This window comes from Nocardia sp. NPDC005825 (genome assembly GCF_040630175.1).
GTDB lineage: Bacteria > Actinomycetota > Actinomycetes > Mycobacteriales > Mycobacteriaceae > Nocardia.
Genome location: NZ_JBEXXC010000002.1, coordinates 461472 through 477073, shown reverse-complemented (window position 1 = coordinate 477073; position 15602 = coordinate 461472). Strand labels below are relative to the sequence as shown.

The following is a 15602-nucleotide window of genomic DNA, read 5'->3' as shown; positions in this document are numbered from 1 at the left end:
TTGCGGCACCCGCCCAGCATTGCGCTCACGCTGACAGTTTCGCGCTCAGGACTTGACCGCGTCCGCGAGCCTCGGGAGTTGCCGTAGCGGATTGTGGTGTTCGATCTCCATGCGCTGGTCGGCGTCGAAGATCGCGGACAGTCCCGGCGCCGGATCGTGGGATCCGGTCTGGGGCAGGGTGAGCGCGCTGAAGGGCCAGTCGGATCCGAAGACGATGTGGTCGCGGCCGGTGACCGCGAGCACGCTCGCCATGGCCGCGGCCGAGCCGCTCAGCGCGGTGTCGTAGTAGAAGCGCGAGATCTGGTTCTGCGTGTCGAGGATGGAGGGTTTCGGCAGGTCCTCGGGCCACAGCCGGCCCAGCACCGACTGGGAGGCGACGCTGATGCGATGGGACAGGAACGGCACGGTGCCACCGGCGTGCGCGAGCTGGAAGCGGATACCGGGATAGCGCTGGGTCATGCCGGTGACCATCATCATGGTGGCCGCGCGGGTGGTGTCGAAGGTGAACTCCTCGAGGAAGTCCGGCAGCGGCAGTGCGGGTTTGGCGTTGTCGGGGATCGCCGCCGGGTGCACGAAGACGTAGGCGTTGCGCTGGTTCAGGGCGGCCATCAGGGGTTCGAAGCGTGGATCGCCGAGGTAGACGCCGTTGTAGGCGGACAGCAGGATCACCCCGTCGAGACGCAGTTCGTCGAGGGCGTGGACGGCCTCCGCGATCGAGGCGGCGATGTCGGGCATCGGCAGGACCGCGAACGCGCCGAACCGGGTGGGGTGGGCGGTGAACAGCCCGGCGGCGTAGGTGTTGCAGTACCGGGCCATGTCGATGGCTTCCCGGCCGCTCAGGAACGACACGCCCGGGTCGGACACCGAAAGCGCCTGTGCCTGAATGCCGTAGTAGTCCATGAATCCGATGGCCTGCTCGGGCGACCAGTCCGGGGTCGGGTAGCCGCCGATGGTGAGATGCCCGTGCTCGAGCAGCGCGGCCCGGTAGTCCGGCGGCAGGAAGTGCGCGTGCAGGTCGATGCGGTAGGTCCCGGCCGGTGCGGGCTGCTGGGCGCGCGCCGGGCTGCCGAGACCCGCGGGCAGGGCCGCGGCGGTGAGTCCGGCCAGACCGCCGCCGAGTGCGGCTCGCCGGGTGAGGTCGGGTCCGATTGCGGGTCGAGTGTTCGTCACGGGGTTCGCCTTTCGATCATGATCGAAATCGCTTCTGATATTTTCGTCAGATACGATTCGGGTAACAGTGCCGAGGGGAACGAGGGAGCGCATGGCCGCAGCACCGGAGGCGCGGACCCGCACCGATCGGCGGCGTGAACGCACCCGCGCCGCCCTGCTGGGCGCGGCGCAGAAGTTCCTGTCGGAGGGGCGTTCCGCGGTGAGCATCCAGGAGATCACCGAGGCCGCCGATGTGGGGTTCGGCTCCTTCTACAACCACTTCAGTTCCAAGGACGAGCTTTTCGACGAGGCCGTCCGCGCGGTGCTGAACATCTACAGCGGGCTGCGCGACGACATCGTGGCGCTCTACACCGACCCCGCCGAAGTGTTCGCGGTCAGCTTCCGCATGACCGGGCGGCTGCAACGGCAACTGCCCGAAGGGGTCCGGGTGCTCCTGAACTCCGGCACCTCCATCCTGCTGCGCGACGAGGGTCTGGCCCCGCGGGCCCGGCACGACATCGTGGCCGCCCAGGAGGCGGGCCGCTTCGAGCCGATGGATCCCGATATGGCGGTCATGGCCGCGGGCGGCGCGCTGCTGGGTCTGCTCCAGATGCTCGACGCCCGACCCGACGCCGACGCGGGCGCACTCACCGACGAGATGACCTTCCACGTGCTGCGCATGTTCGGCATGACCAAACGCGCGGCGGAGAAGCTCACCACCGCCGAACTGCCCCCGCAGCCGCAACTCTGAGTTCATCGCCGCGCGCTCAGGTCGAGGGCGATATCGGCGAGCATGTCCTCCTGCCCGCCCACGAGACGGCGACGTCCGGCCTCCACCAGAAGTGTCCGCACGTCGACGCCGTAGGTGCCCGAAGCCTGCTCGGCGTGCCGCAGGAAGCTCGAGTACACGCCCGCGAAGCCGAGGGTGAGGGTCTCGCGATCGACCTGGACCGGACGTTCGAGCAGCGGGCGGATCAGGTCGTCGGCGGCATCGGTGAGCGCGTCCAGGTCGGCGCGGTGCTCCCACCCGGACAGGTCGGCCACCGCGACGAACGCTTCCAGCGGCGTATTGCCCGCGCCCGCACCGAGACCCGCGAGGGAGGCGTCGACCCGGATGGCGCCCTGTTCCACCGCGACGACGCTGTTGGCCACCGCGAGCGACAGGTTCTGGTGGGCGTGGATACCGATCTCGGTGGTGTCGTCGAGGACATCGCGGTACGCGCGGACCCGGTCGCGCACACCGTCCATGGTGAGACGGCCCCCGGAGTCGGTGACGTAGACGCAGTGCGCGCCAAAGGATTCCATCGATTTCGCCTGCCGAGCCAGACCTTCGGGGCTGTTGAGATGGCTCATCATCAGGAATCCGGCGACGTCCATCCCGAGTTCGCGGGCGCACGCGATGTGCTGGGCGGCGATATCGGCCTCGGTGCAGTGGGTGGCCACCCGGACCGACCGCACCCCCAGGTCGTGGGCGCGGCGCAGGTCCGCGACGGTGCCGATGCCGGGCAGCAGCAGCGTGGTGAGCCGGGCTCGGGTGAGTGCGCCCGCGGCGGCTTCGAGCCAGTCCCAATCGGTGTGGCTGCCGGGGCCGTAGGTGAGGCTGCCGCCGCGCAGGCCGTCGCCGTGGGCCACCTCCACCGCATCGACTCCGGCGGCATCGAGGGCGGCGGCGATGGCGGCGACGTCGCGCGGGCTGATGCGATGCCGGAGCGCGTGCATGCCGTCGCGCAGGGTCACGTCCTGCAGGTACAGGCCGGTCATCGGGCGGGCTCCGGGGTCGGCGCGGTCGCGGCCAGGCGTTCGGCGACCCGCAGCGCGGCCGAGGTCATGATGTCGAGATTGCCGGCGTAGGCGGGCAGGTAGTGGGCCGCGCCCTCCACCTCGAGGAAGACCGACACCTGGTGGGTGACGGGCGTGTTCCCGGTCAGCGTGTGGCGCGCGGTGTCCGGGGCCAGCGGCGTGATCTGGATGTCCTGTTTGAGCCGGTAGCCGGGCACGTAGGCCGCGACCTCGGCGACCATGGCGGTGATCGATTCCCGCAGGGCCGCCTCACGTTCGGAGTCGGGATCGTCGATGAGCGCCAGAACGGTGTCGCGCATGATGAGCGGGGGTTCGGCGGGATTGAGGACGATGATGGCCCGGCCGGCCGCCGCGCCGCCGACGTCTTCGATGGCGCGGGAGGTGGTTTCGGTGAACTCGTCGATATTGGCGCGCGTGCCGGGCCCCGCGGACTTGGAGGCGATCGAGGCCACGATCTCGGCGTAGGGCACCGCGGTGACCCGGGCGATGGCGGCGACGATCGGGATGGTGGCCTGTCCGCCGCAGGTCACCATGTTCACGTTCGCCGCGTCGAGGTGCGCGCCGAGGTTGACCGCCGGGACCACGAACGGCCCGAGCGCGGCGGGGGTCAGGTCGATCAGCCGTTTGCCGTGCGGTGCGAGCGCGGCCGAATTGGCGTGGTGCGCACCGGCGGAGGTGGCGTCGAAGACGATGTCGATCTCGTCGAAGTGCGGCATGGCGATCAGGCCCGCGACGCCGTCCGCGGTGGTCGGCACGCCGAGTCGCGCCGCGCGGGCCAGCCCGTCGGAGGCCGGATCGATGCCCACCAGCGCGGCCATCTCCAGTGAGTCCGACAGGCGCAACACTTTGATCATCAGATCGGTGCCGATATTGCCCGATCCGATCACCGCGACCTTCGTGCGGTTCATCGTTCCTCCAGGGTGAAGTCGACGGCGCCGAGTACATCCGCGCCGGTGAACAATTCGGAGCGCACGCGGGCTCCGGACCGCAGCGGGGCCATCGGCCCCAACGCTCCGGACAGCACGATCTCCCCCGCGCGCAGCGGGTCGCCGATATCGCGGGCGGTGCGGGCCAGCCAGGCCAGGGCCTCGAGGGGGTCGCCGAGGCAGTCGGCGCCGGTTCCGGTGGACGCGATCTCGCCGTCGACAGTCATGCGCATGGTGATCGCCCGCGGCTCGAAACCGGTGGGCGAGAGGCGTTCCGAGCCGAGCGCGAACCAGCCGCCGGAGGCGTTGTCGGCGACGGTGTCGGCGAAGCTGATGTCCCAGTCCGCGATTCGGCTGTCCACGATCTCGAGCGCGGCGACCGCGTGGTCGACGGCCGCGCGCACGCTGTCGGCGTCGAGGCTCTCGCCGTCGAGGTCGGCCCCGAGCACGAAGGCCAGCTCGGCCTCGACCTTGGGTTGCAGCAGCACCGGCCGCCGCGGCCGCGGCGTCACACCGGCATCCATGTCGTCGAACAGGACACCGAAATCGGGCCTGTCCACTCCGAGTTGCCGCTGCACCGCGGGCGAGGTGAGCCCGATCTTGCGGCCGACCCGCCGGGCTCCCGCCGCGGTCCGTTCCCGGACCCCGATGCGTTGCACCGCGTACGCGAGGGCCACATCGTCGGGTCCGATGAGATCGCGGACCGGGGTGACGGGTTCGCCGCCGTGCCTGGCTCGGGCCAGCCGCGCTGCCGCCGCGCGCACCTCGGGCGCGTCGATCACGTCCGTTCTCATCGAGCCTCCACTGTCGTTGCCGTCGGATACGGCAGCGCCGCACCGGGTTCGGTGCCGGGAATCGCGAGCTGCCGGCGCAGTTCGGCGATCAGTTCCGCGGCTCGTCCGCGCGGGACGACGCCGAAGACGAATCGGTCGGGGCGCAGCAGGATCAGGCCGCCGTGCCGGGCGCCGCCTTTGGCCAGCCAGGACGCCAAGGCGCCGGTGTGGTCCTCGATGTCGGCGATGTCGGCGGCCGTGTCGACAGGGCGCCCCTGCGGTCGGCCGCCGGCGGCATGAACGGTGACGAACCGGATGCCCAACGCCCGCGCCGTCGTGAGATCGTCACCGGCCAGCGCCGTGCGCGGGTCGATCCCGATGCCGAGCAGCGAGAAGCCCAGGCCGAGTGCGTCATCGAGGCGCAGGTGGCGGCCGTCGACGGTCCGCACCGGCGGCTGCGGCGCGAGAGTGCCTTCGATACCGCGTATCCGGTGCCGGGGCATCCCCAGATACGCGCCGCGCCGGTAGCGTGGCGAGGGCTTCATCTTGGCGGCCCGGATCCAGCCGCCGAGGCCCGGCACCCGGGTCGCGGTCATCAGAGCCAGATCGCGCACCTGGGCCAGAGCCGGGTGGGCGAGGGAGACCAGTTCCTTGTTGAGGACCGACAGATCGATCATCGCCTTGGCGTGCGGGCGGCGTTCGGTCTCGTAGGTGTCCAGGATCCGTTGGTCCGCACCGTGTTCGAGGATGGCGGTGAGCTTCCAGGCGAGGTTGTCGGCGTCGCGGACGCCGGAGTTCATGCCCTGGCCGATGAACTGCGGCGTCATGTGGGCGGCGTCGCCCGCGACGAGGACGCGCCCGTCGCGCCAGCGATCGGCGACCACGGCATTGAAGGTGTAGACGAGTTTGCGCACGACCTCGACCCGGTCGGGGTCGACGAAGCGGGAGATGTGGCGGCGCACCGTGTCCGGGCTCTCCATCTCCTCTGTGGTCTGGCTGTCGGTGAGCATGAATTCGAAGCGGTGGTGGCCGCCCGGCTGCGGGCAGGACACGATCGGCAGGGCGGGGTCGCAGACGAAGTCGAAGTAGGGCAGGTGCGCGAACGGGTTCGCGCCGTCGCGGGCCTTCAGGTCCACGACCAGCCAGCGTTCGGGAAAGCTGGTGCCGCTCATGTCGATTCCGAGCGTGGTGCGCACGACGCTGCGGCCGCCGTCGCAGCCGATCAGGAATCGCGCGCGGACGCTCTCGGCGGTCTGCCGGTCGGTGTCGGGCGGGTTCTTGCCGTAGCCGGTGCCGCGGCAGCGGGCGTGCTCGACGGTGACTCCTTCCGCGTCCTGCTCGAAGCCGAGGACTTCGCGGCCGCGGAGCACCGTGACATGCGGGTATCGGTCCAGCGTCCGTTCGAGGGTATTCTCCAGGTACGGCTGGTAGAGGAAGTTCACGATCGGCCAGCCGAGCGGTCGGTCGGTGCGCTGGAACTGGGCCAGGATTCGCCCGTCACCGCGCACCCACTGCACGACCGAGTCGGCGTTCATGTCGGCGGCCAGTTCGTCAGCGGCCCCGGCGGTCTGGAAGATCCGCAAGCCTTCGTCATCGGTGTACACGGCGCGCGCCATGCCGTAGAACTCGGGTTCGCGTTCCAGGACGAGCACGCTGGTTCCGCGTCTGCCGAGCAGGTTCGCCAGGGTGAGGCCGGTGGGTCCGAGACCGACGATCACCACGTCGTAGCCGGTGTCTGTCATCGGGGTCCTCCGGTCAGCTGTGGGACGGTGATCTCGGGTGTGGCGGCGGTCCGCAATGCCTGCCGGAACTGGGTGAACTTGTCGAGCACGGTCTCCCCCACCGGGGTGTGACCCCAACTGCTGATCCCCCGGTAAGTCGTGGGCTCCCAGGTGGATTCGAGTTCGGGACCGATGACCACCGGATTCCAGCCGACCTCGAGTTCGAAGCCGGAGGGGGTCACGCAGTAGAACGACAGCTCGCGGTCATTGGTGTGCTGGCCGATCGACCACTGCATGCGGAAGCCCAGTTCGGTGACCCGCCGGAACGCGGCGAGCATGTCGTCGAGGGTCGCGGACTGGATATTGATGTGCTGCACCCGGGTTCGCAGCGGATCGAGCTTCAGACCGCGGAGGTTGGCGATGGCGATCGAGTGGTGGCGTTCGTTGACCCGCAGGAACCGGATCTTCATCTTCAGGCCCGACACGTTCTCGTCGATGAAATCGGTCAGGCGGGAATCGAAGACGGTTCGGTAGTAGGCTCGCACGGTCTCCGGTTCCCTCGACACCATGGCCACGTGCCCGAGACCGGCCTCCCCGGTGACCCAGCCCGAACTCAGCATCCGCAGCGGAGCCGCGGTGGTGGTCGACGTCGTGAAGATCTCCTGCGCAAGGCCTTTCGGCCCGGCGAAGCGCCACAGGCGTTCCACCCCGCGCAGGGCGGCCTGGTCCGCGCTGCCCTCGGTGATCGGCACGCCCCGGTCGGCGACCCTGGCCAGGATCCGGTCGAAGGTCTGGTGATCGTCGATCTGCCAGCCGAGGGCGGTGACGTCCTCGGCGGGGCCGCGCTCGATCAGGAACCGGCATTCGCGGTCGTCGAGGCGGAAACGCAGTGTGCCAGGGTCGATCTCGTCGACGTGCAGGCCGATGGCGTCCGCGCCGAAGCGCCGCCACTGCGGCAGCCGATTCGATCGGACCGCGATGTAGCCCAGGTGGACGGCGCCGAATACCGATCCGTCGGCGGTGGGTCGGAGGAACTCGCTCATGATCAGTCCTCGAGGAACGCGGCCGCGAGGGTGTTGAACAGTTCGGCGCGCTCCCACTGCACCCAGTGGCCGGTGTTCGCCGCCAGGTACAGGTCGCAGTTCGGCATGGTCTCGGCCAGCATTCGCCCGCCGTCGGGACGATTGACCTTGTCGTTCGCACCCCAGATCACCAGGGTGGGATGGGCGAGCGCGCGCAGCCGCGAGTCGCGGGTGAAATCCATGCGCCACAAGGTCCGCAGCGCCAGCGGGCCCGACGGGCGGCGCAGGGGCGGGTTGGCGACGATCTCGGGGTCGATGCTGGCCGCGTAGCGCTGTTCGATCAGTTCCTCGGGCACGGTGCCGCCATCGAATACCAGGTACTCCCGGATGAATCGGCGCAGCTTGTCGCGACTGGGACCTTCACCCTGGTAGTACCCCAGCAGCGCGTTCAGCCCGGCGGTCGGCAGGGTCCGGGTGGTGCCGACGCCGCCCGGGCCCATGAGCACCATGCGGCCGACCCTCTCGGGCCGATCCAGCGCCAGGCGCAGGGCGGCAGCGCCACCGTAGGAATTACCGACCAGATGCGCGGAATCGATGCCGAGCTCGTCGAGAAGCCCTCCGATCGACCGTCCGAGGTAGCCGAACGGATCCGTCTGGTCGATCCACTTCTCGGATCGCCCGTATCCGGGCAGGTCCGGCACGATCACGCGGAACCGGCGGGCCAGCTCGCCGATATTGCGCGAGTAGTTCGCGGTCCCGGTCGCGCCCGGGCCACCGCCGTGCAGCAGCACGACCGCCGGTCCCGATCCGGTCTCTCCGACATGGATCTCGCGGCCGCCGACCCGGACCGTCCGTTCGATCAGCTGGCTATCGATGCTCGTCATCGCCACCTCCGTACCCGTTGTTGATGAAATCATCAGTTACGACGGTTTCCTCTGTCAAGAAGAAAATGATGAAATCATCAGAACTGTGGGGCGGGTGTCCGCAGACGAAAGAACGCCAATGCCCATCGGGCATTGGCGTTCGATGCGGTATTCGCCCTCCCCGGGACCGGGGAGGACCGTGACTCAGAACAGGAAGTAGCGCTGGGCCATCGGGAGTTCGGTGGCGGGTTGCTCGCTCCAGACCTCGCCGTCGATGCGGACGGTGAAGGTGTCGGGTTCGACCTCGATGCGGGGCATGGCCTCGTTGTTGGGGAGGTCGGCCTTGGTGCGGCGGCGGACATTGGCCACCGGGACCAGTTTCCGGTTGACGCGCAGGCGGTCGGCGAGGCCGTCCTCGATGGCCTGTTCGGAGACGAAGTGCAGGGAGGTCGAGGCCGTCACGCTCGGGGCGGCGCCGAACATGGGGCGCGGGAGGACCGGTTGCGGGGTCGGGATGGAGGCGTTGGCGTCGCCCATGGCGGCCCAGGCGATCGCGCCGCCCTTGATGACGGCGTGCGGGCGGACGCCGAAGAAGGCGGGCTCCCACAACACCAGGTCGGCCAGTTTGCCGACCTCGACCGAACCGATCTCGGCGTCCAGGCCGTGCGTCACCGCCGGGCAGATGGTGTATTTCGCGACGTAGCGCTGGACGCGGTTGTTGTCGGCGGCGCCGTCGCCGGGCAGGGAGCCGCGACGGCGCTTCATGACGTGCGCGGTCTGCCAGGTACGCATGACGACCTCGCCGATCCGGCCCATGGCCTGGGCGTCGGAGCCGATCATGGAGATCGCGCCCAGGTCGTGTAGGAGGTCCTCGGCGGCGATGGTCGAGGGGCGGATGCGGGACTCCGCGAAAGCCAGGTCCTCGGGGATGGACGGGCTCAGGTGGTGGCACACCATCAGCATGTCCAGGTGCTCGTCGAGAGTGTTGATGGTGTGCGGCCGGGTCGGGTTGGTGGAACTGGGCAGCACGTTGAGATGCGAAGCGACGGTGATGATGTCGGGTGCGTGGCCGCCGCCCGCGCCCTCGGTGTGATACGAGTGGATGACCCGGCCGCGGATCGCGGCCAGGGTGTCCTCGACGAAACCGGCCTCGTTCAACGTGTCCGAATGCAGGGCCACCTGTACGCCCGAGGCGTCCGCGACGGTGAGGCAGCGGTCGATGGCGGCCGGGGTGGTGCCCCAGTCCTCGTGCAGTTTGAAACCGCCCGCGCCGCCGCGCAATTGCTCCCACAGCGCGTCCTCACGCACCGTATTGCCCTTGCCCAGCAGCAGGATGTTGACCGGCCAGGAGTCGGTGGACTCCAGCATGCGGGCCAGATGCCAGGCGCCCGGGGTGACGGTGGTGGCCTTGGAGCCCTCGGCCGGGCCGGTGCCGCCGCCGACCAGGGTGGTGATGCCGCCCGCCATGGCCTCGTCCAGGATCTGCGGGCAGATGAAGTGCACGTGGCAGTCGATGGCGCCCGCGGTGACGATGCGGCCATTGCCGGCAATGATCTCCGTCGACGGACCGACCACCAGGTCCGGGTGCACACCGCTCATGGTGTCCGGGTTCCCGGCCTTGCCGATGGCGACGATGCGGCCGTCACGAATACCGATGTCGGCCTTGATGATTCCCCAGTAATCGACGATCACCACGCCGGTGATGACGGTATCCGGGGTGCCCTCGGCGCGGGTGGCGCGGGCCTGGCCCATGGATTCGCGCAGCACCTTGCCGCCGCCGAACACGGCCTCGTCACCGGCGAGTCCCGGTCCGCCGCTGCGGTCCTCGGTGATCTCGATGAGCAGGTCGGTGTCGGCGAGCCGGATGCGGTCGCCGACGGTGGGCCCGAACAGTTCGGCGTATCGGGCGCGAGAGAGTTCGGCCATCAGGCATCCAGCTTTCCGGGAGGGGTGAGGCTGATTCCGTGCACTTCGCGGTCGCCGCCCAGCGGGACCAGCGAAACCCGTTGCCCCAGACCGGGTTCGAACCGCACCGCGGTACCGGCCGGAATGTCGAGGCGGTGGCCGTGCGCGGCGTCGCGGTCGAACGCGAGCGCGGAGTTGGCCTGCGGGAAATGCACGTGCGACCCGACCTGCACCGGCCGGTCCCCCGTATTGAGCACATCCAGTTCGACGCGGTCGGCGCCGGCGTTCAATTCGATCGTGCCGTCGGCACAGAGGTATTCACCGGGAATCATCGCGTCATCCGATCGGGTGGTGGACGGTGACGAGCTTGGTGCCGTCCGGGAACGTGGCCTCCACCTGCACGTCGTGGATCATCTCCGGAATGCCGTCCATGACGTCGTCGCGGGTCAGCACGGTGCGCCCGGAGGCCATCAACTCGGCCACCGTGCGCCCGTCCCGCGCCCCCTCGAGCACGTGATCGGTGATGATCGCGATCGCCTCGGGATGATTGAGCTTCAGCCCCCGCGCCTGCCGCCGCCGCGCCAACTCGGCCGCGTAACTCAACAGCAGGCGTTCCTGCTCGTGCGGCGTCAGTCGCATACGGGCTCCTCGGCAATCACGGGGACGGATCGTCGGTCATTCTGGCACGACCCGCGTTACCAGCATGTTTCAGAGATATACGATTTTCCGCGCCCCGCGAATCCGCCCCGCCCGTCCCCCGCTACGCGCTGAGGTTCTGCAACCGCACCTGTCCCCGCGCCACTGTCCGCTCCTGCTCATCGGTGATGACGACCTGCCACAACTGCTGCGACCGCCCCCGATGAACAGGCGTCGCCACCCCGGTCAACTTCCCCTCCCGAACCGCCCGCAGGAAGTCGGTGTTGTTGTTCACCCCGACGACAGTCCCCCGGTCCCCCAGCCAGGCCCCGCCCGCCACACTCGCGAGAGTCTCGATGACCGTGCAGTACACGCCCCCGTTCACGATCCCCGCAGGCTGGTACAACTGCGGCGTCACCACCCACTCCGCCGCGACCCCGTCCCCGCTCAACTCGGTGAACTTCAACCCGATGAGGTCCGTGAACGTCCCCTCACTCAGCTTGTTCATCAGCTCAGGCGTCACATCAGCCAGGGACTTGATCGAGGAGAAGTCATCGCTCATATGAACACAGTTGCACATAGGCCGGGCCACCTCACCGCCGGGACCCCGCCGCACCCATCCGCCTAAGGCCTCGCTTCCCGAGCACCGGAATGATCGTCGCACTCCCACACCAGCGCCTTGGTCAATTCGCAGGCGCCCAGCCTGGTCCGCCACGGATGACACTCGGCGGGATGCACCGTCTGCAGTTCAGCGAACGCGGTTATCCGCCTGGGGTTTCCACCGACATGCGCCAATGTAGGGGTGATCACGACCGCGCAGTCGATCTCCCGCAACAGCCGGTACAAGGTCCCGATGCGATCCGGGTGCGAGTTGTCCTGCAACAGAACCGAACACACACGCAACCCCAGCTGCAGCGCTCTTTGGCGGGCATAGAACTCCGCCCAATCCAGGTCGGCTCTGGTCGTGAGCAGCGGCCGGAATATGTAGATCACTGCCTTGTCCGGTCGATCGGCCACTAGGCCCCCTCGGGTCGGTGATTCGACGGGGCCGGTCCTCGCGCACCGGCCCCGAACTCTGTGCCATAAAGCTACGAACAGGACACCGACTTCGACCACATCTATGCTCGAAGATGCTCGACTGCCAGTCTTCCAGTTCGATATGGCCAGTGGCGGAGGATCATTGGGAATGCGTGAGCATGCTCGCGCATTACTTCTGATTTGGAGGCTGATCATGCGGATACATTTCCTGGGCAAGGGCGACTCCGAAGGCGGAGGCTGCCCGAGCATGTACTACACAGAACGAGAGACCTACGTCGTCCAAGGGTGGAAAACGGACACGACCGGAACCGTCGAGATCCCGCAAAGGCTGCTCGGTTTCATCCAGCCGGATACGTACATCGGAACGCACCTGACCGACACGGGCAGAGGGACTTTCGCCCTCTCCGGTACGCCGGTGACCGATGGTGAGACGCTGGCGCAGATGGACATTCGCCCCAATGAGACCGCCATCGAGGTGCCCAGGCAGGAGAGGACGTACTACGGCAATGCTGCTAGTGCAGGGTGAGGCCTTCGACAACCTGTTTCGCGAGGCCGAGCGCGAGGCGTTCCACCTCGAGGTCAGAGACGACTACTACCCACCGGACTACCCGCCCCTGGTTCGGTTCCTCGCTGGCGAACCCGAGGACTACGGGTGGTTCCAACCGTGGCTGGACCTGGTTCGGGAGACCACCGAGCGGGGTGTCGCGGTCAACCGGGCACGGGTAGTCACCTTGCCGCACAACGATTACACGCGATACGCGAAGCATGTTGCCCGCCTCAACGCGGAGGCCGGTGAAGACGTGCGATACCTGTCCCGGCACTTGATAGCGCCCGATGAACTGACCACCGATGACTTCTGGCTGTTCGACGACTCGGTGGTGGCCTTCACGGTGTTCGAACCGGGCGAGAACGGGCGTTGGCTCGGTGGCGCCGTGACCACCGATCCGCACATCGTCGAACACACCCGAACCGTCAAGGCACGAGTGTGGCCCCTGGCAGTTCCGTTGTCGGAGTACAGCGAACCATGACAGGTTCGCTCGATCAGGCCAAGGAGGCTCTCGGAGCGCGGCTCCGGGAGCTTCGCTTGGATGCGGGTATCTCCGGTAGCGAACTCGCCCGGCGGGCAGGCTGGCATCAGACCAAAGTCCCGAAGATCGAATACGGGAAGACCAAGCCCACGGATGCCGACATCCGCGCCTGGTGCTCACATACCGACTCCGAGAGCCAGGTATCCGATCTGATCGCGACCTTGCGGAACATCGAAGCCGCGTGGCTGGAATGGCGGCGAGTTCTCGGTACCGGCACCAAACGCAGGCAGCAGGCGTCGATCAAGCTGGAAGCCGAGACCGAGATCATGCGGGTGTACCACCCGTTCCTCGTCCCCGGACTGCTCCAGACAGCCGAATACGCCGAGGGCGTCTTGCGGCAGGTGATCGAGTTCCAGCAGGTGCCGAACGACATCGACGAAGGGGTGTCGAAACGCCTGGAGCGGCAACAGATTCTGTACCGGCGGAATCACAAGTTCCACTTCGTCATCGCCGAGCAGGCGTTGAGAACCACCGTTGGAACCGATAAGACCATGGTCGGGCAGTTGGACCGGCTGCTGGCCGTCGCCGGTTTGCCGCGGGTGGTGCTCGGCATCGTTCCCGCCGAAGAGCCCTACCGGGTATCGATGACGAACTTCACCATCTTCGACAACACCCGGGTGATGGTCGAAACCGTCACCGCCGAACTCACGGTCACCCAACCCAGGGAGATAGCGCAGTACGGACGCGCGTTCGATGCCCTGGCAAGCCAGTCCGTCACTGGCGACGAGGCCAGGAACCTGATTCTCCGGGCACTCGCCACACGGTCCCGCTGACACCTGACGCTGGACCCGCACGACCACAAGGCTTGCAACTTAGGTAAGCCTGACCTACACTCGGAATCGGCGTCAGGATCGTGGGAGGCCCCGAGGGCTGCGGTGGCCCCCGATCCGCTGCCGGTGGTGGGTTCTGTCGAGAGTGATCGGTCGACAGAGCCCACCACCTCTGTATTGCGGGGCGGCGCGGACGGCGAGCGCCGCTTTCGCGCTAGCCGAATATGCTGGGCGCGCAGCCGAAGCTGCCCGTGCTCGTAGCCGCGCGGACCTGCACGGTCAACGACTCCAGGGGGATCGGGCCGACGCCGGTCTCCACCGTCGCGGTAAGAAGGTGCTGACCAGCGGTTTTCGGAGTCCACGACACCTTCGCCGGACCTCCGGTGGGGCTGTCGCTCACCTGGCCGGTGCCGATGGTGGCGCCATTGTCGAAAAAGGTGACCGCCAAGCCGCTCGCCGCGTAGCTATCCCCCGTCAGGTCACCGGCGCTCAACCGGTACAAGTCACCGCTGTTCACCTCGTAGGCACATCCAACCTGTGGATTCGACTGCTTCATAGCGACGTGACCCATGGTGGTTTCGGCCGCGGCCGGAGCGGCGAACAGCAACACCGGGGCCGAAACCGCGACCAAAACCCGAATGCCCCAGCCGATCCGGCGATCCACCCTGATACGTGCACTCATCTGCGCCTCCTGTTCGTCGGCCTCGAACTACGAGGCCGACGAAAGCTATCGCCCACAGGAAGTGAAATGTTCTAATTTCAATGAATCGGGTTGCCCCTACTTCCCGGGGCGCGCCGATCCGGCATCGTGACCGTGAGTACGAGCAGATCGAGGCCGGACGCCGCGAGGACGCGGGGGTCGGGTTACTCCGCCTCGAGGTCGGTCATGCCCCAGAGCATGCGGATCCAGCCGGGGTAGCGGGCGCTTTCGACGTCGTAGAGTTGGACATCTACGGGAATGGCTGTGCCGGTGCGGAAATCACGGATGCGGACGGCGCATTCGCCGGTGTCGCCGAGGTTTTCGGCCTGGGACCACAGGCGGCGGAATTCCGGGTTGCGGCCGAGTCTTCGGAGGAATTCGCCGGACCACTCGGGGACGTCGAAGGCCGCCATGCGGGCGCGCAGGACGCCGACCGAGCCGCGGAGGGCGATGTCGCGGTCGATCAGGGCGGTGGCGGCGCGCGGGTCCTCGAGCAGCCAGGACAGCCAGTTGCCGCCCTCGGTCAGGCCGGGGAAGGACAGCCGGGCGGCGTCGTTGAGGGCCAGCACGTTCCAGCGGGAATCGAAGTATCCGGCGGGGTCGGGGCCGAGGCGTTCGAGGCGGCGCAGCTTCGCGGGGGTGATGGCGTCCAGCAGTTCGCCCAGTTCGGGGGCGGCCGGGTCGGGCAGGCCCGCCAGATCGAACAGGTAGCGGCGCGACCGGTGCGAGACCGGTCGGACGCGGTGCAGGCAGCCGTAGAGGGCCTCGACCACCGCTTGGGTGGGGCGGCCGCGACGGCCGAGTTCCAGGTGGGTGATGTAGCTGGCGCTCACGCCGGCCGCCATGCCCAGTCGCTCCCGTGACACCCTGCGCTCGTCGCGCAGCAGCCGCAGCACCGCACCGAAGCTCGGCGGTTGCACGGCCGCGCCGTCGACCTCGGAGGACCGGCGTCCCGCACCCCGCAGGCCCGGGTCCTCGCACGAAATCGTCGCCACGCCTTGCATGTTCGCCATGTCTCTCCCGCTTCTCTCGGCCATGACTGTGACCCCGACCACGAATCCACGGTATGTGGATGACCGGGCCGCAAAGGGTGCTGAACGTGCCAGCCAATCGGCTGACACCGCCAGAACGGTTTGCCGCCGGGCACGGCTGGGGAAACGAATGGCGCGCAGTCACTCTGAGTCGAATTCTGTGCACTGACGGTCATGGGC

General features: G+C 68.1%; 18 protein-coding genes. 4 read left to right on the top strand and 14 right to left on the bottom strand.

Annotation, left to right across the window (positions count from 1 at the left end; genetic code table 11):
- Nucleotides 1-45 precede the first annotated feature (45 nt).
- On the bottom strand, nucleotides 46-1170 hold the full coding sequence (locus tag ABZ382_RS06850; RefSeq protein WP_357085176.1) for an amidohydrolase family protein: 1125 nt from the start codon (nucleotides 1168-1170) through the stop codon (nucleotides 46-48).
- Between the two features lie 91 nt (nucleotides 1171-1261).
- On the opposite strand from ABZ382_RS06850, the gene ABZ382_RS06845 reads away from it, so the two are divergent.
- Nucleotides 1262-1900 (top strand): helix-turn-helix domain-containing protein, encoded by a 639-nt coding sequence (locus tag ABZ382_RS06845; RefSeq protein WP_357085174.1) that lies wholly within the window; start codon nucleotides 1262-1264, stop codon nucleotides 1898-1900.
- 2 nt (nucleotides 1901-1902) lie between these two features.
- On the opposite strand, the gene dmpG is transcribed toward ABZ382_RS06845, so the two are convergent.
- From dmpG to ABZ382_RS06790, 11 genes are all read right to left on the bottom strand, one after another.
- Nucleotides 1903-2910 (bottom strand): 4-hydroxy-2-oxovalerate aldolase, encoded by a 1008-nt coding sequence (gene dmpG, locus ABZ382_RS06840; protein ID WP_357085172.1) that lies wholly within the window; start codon nucleotides 2908-2910, stop codon nucleotides 1903-1905.
- On the bottom strand, nucleotides 2907-3857 hold the full coding sequence (locus tag ABZ382_RS06835) for an acetaldehyde dehydrogenase (acetylating) (RefSeq protein WP_357085170.1): 951 nt from the start codon (nucleotides 3855-3857) through the stop codon (nucleotides 2907-2909). The genes dmpG and ABZ382_RS06835 overlap by 4 nt, the downstream gene beginning before the upstream one ends.
- Nucleotides 3854-4669 carry a fumarylacetoacetate hydrolase family protein gene (locus tag ABZ382_RS06830; protein WP_357085168.1) on the bottom strand — a complete coding sequence of 272 codons (816 nt, stop codon included), beginning with the start codon at nucleotides 4667-4669 and terminating at the stop codon, nucleotides 3854-3856. Before ABZ382_RS06830 ends, ABZ382_RS06835 begins: the two co-directional genes overlap by 4 nt.
- The gene (locus ABZ382_RS06825) at nucleotides 4666-6390 is read right to left on the bottom strand and encodes a bifunctional 3-(3-hydroxy-phenyl)propionate/3-hydroxycinnamic acid hydroxylase (RefSeq protein ID WP_357085166.1); all 1725 of its coding nucleotides are present in this window, start codon (nucleotides 6388-6390) and stop codon (nucleotides 4666-4668) included. Before ABZ382_RS06825 ends, ABZ382_RS06830 begins: the two co-directional genes overlap by 4 nt.
- On the bottom strand, nucleotides 6387-7412 hold the full coding sequence (locus tag ABZ382_RS06820; RefSeq protein WP_357085164.1) for a VOC family protein: 1026 nt from the start codon (nucleotides 7410-7412) through the stop codon (nucleotides 6387-6389). The genes ABZ382_RS06825 and ABZ382_RS06820 overlap by 4 nt, the downstream gene beginning before the upstream one ends.
- A gap of 2 nt (nucleotides 7413-7414) precedes the next feature.
- Nucleotides 7415-8275 carry an alpha/beta hydrolase gene (locus tag ABZ382_RS06815; protein ID WP_357085162.1) on the bottom strand — a complete coding sequence of 287 codons (861 nt, stop codon included), beginning with the start codon at nucleotides 8273-8275 and terminating at the stop codon, nucleotides 7415-7417.
- Nucleotides 8276-8458: 183 nt separating this feature from the next.
- Complete coding sequence (locus tag ABZ382_RS06810) at nucleotides 8459-10180, bottom strand: urease subunit alpha (RefSeq protein ID WP_357085160.1); 1722 nt, start codon at nucleotides 10178-10180, stop codon at nucleotides 8459-8461.
- Nucleotides 10180-10491, bottom strand: coding sequence for an urease subunit beta (locus ABZ382_RS06805; protein WP_357085158.1), 312 nt, complete (start codon nucleotides 10489-10491; stop codon nucleotides 10180-10182). Before ABZ382_RS06805 ends, ABZ382_RS06810 begins: the two co-directional genes overlap by 1 nt.
- 4 nt (nucleotides 10492-10495) lie before the next feature.
- Complete coding sequence (locus ABZ382_RS06800; protein WP_357085156.1) at nucleotides 10496-10798, bottom strand: urease subunit gamma; 303 nt, start codon at nucleotides 10796-10798, stop codon at nucleotides 10496-10498.
- Between the two features lie 121 nt (nucleotides 10799-10919).
- Entirely contained in the window at nucleotides 10920-11357 is a 438-nt protein-coding gene (locus ABZ382_RS06795; protein ID WP_357085154.1) for a PaaI family thioesterase, read from the bottom strand.
- Between the two features lie 62 nt (nucleotides 11358-11419).
- Nucleotides 11420-11812 carry a hypothetical protein gene (locus ABZ382_RS06790; RefSeq protein WP_357085152.1) on the bottom strand — a complete coding sequence of 131 codons (393 nt, stop codon included), beginning with the start codon at nucleotides 11810-11812 and terminating at the stop codon, nucleotides 11420-11422.
- 103 nt (nucleotides 11813-11915) lie between these two features.
- Between ABZ382_RS06790 and ABZ382_RS06785 the strand changes: the two genes are divergently transcribed.
- The 3 genes from ABZ382_RS06785 to ABZ382_RS06775 are packed head-to-tail and all read left to right on the top strand — an operon-like array spanning nucleotide 11916 to nucleotide 13694.
- Nucleotides 11916-12359: a hypothetical protein gene (locus ABZ382_RS06785; RefSeq protein ID WP_357085150.1), complete on the top strand. Its 444-nt coding sequence runs from the start codon at nucleotides 11916-11918 to the stop codon at nucleotides 12357-12359.
- The gene (locus ABZ382_RS06780) at nucleotides 12340-12861 is read left to right on the top strand and encodes a DUF6879 family protein (protein ID WP_357085148.1); all 522 of its coding nucleotides are present in this window, start codon (nucleotides 12340-12342) and stop codon (nucleotides 12859-12861) included. Before ABZ382_RS06785 ends, ABZ382_RS06780 begins: the two co-directional genes overlap by 20 nt.
- Nucleotides 12858-13694 (top strand): helix-turn-helix transcriptional regulator, encoded by an 837-nt coding sequence (locus ABZ382_RS06775; protein WP_357085146.1) that lies wholly within the window; start codon nucleotides 12858-12860, stop codon nucleotides 13692-13694. Before ABZ382_RS06780 ends, ABZ382_RS06775 begins: the two co-directional genes overlap by 4 nt.
- Nucleotides 13695-13905: 211 nt before the next feature.
- On the opposite strand, the gene ABZ382_RS06770 is transcribed toward ABZ382_RS06775, so the two are convergent.
- Both ABZ382_RS06770 and ABZ382_RS06765 read right to left on the bottom strand, forming a co-directional pair.
- The gene (locus tag ABZ382_RS06770) at nucleotides 13906-14373 is read right to left on the bottom strand and encodes a hypothetical protein (protein ID WP_357085144.1); all 468 of its coding nucleotides are present in this window, start codon (nucleotides 14371-14373) and stop codon (nucleotides 13906-13908) included.
- Between the two features lie 182 nt (nucleotides 14374-14555).
- Nucleotides 14556-15404 carry a helix-turn-helix domain-containing protein gene (locus ABZ382_RS06765; RefSeq protein ID WP_357085142.1) on the bottom strand — a complete coding sequence of 283 codons (849 nt, stop codon included), beginning with the start codon at nucleotides 15402-15404 and terminating at the stop codon, nucleotides 14556-14558.
- Nucleotides 15405-15602: the final 198 nt, after the last annotated feature.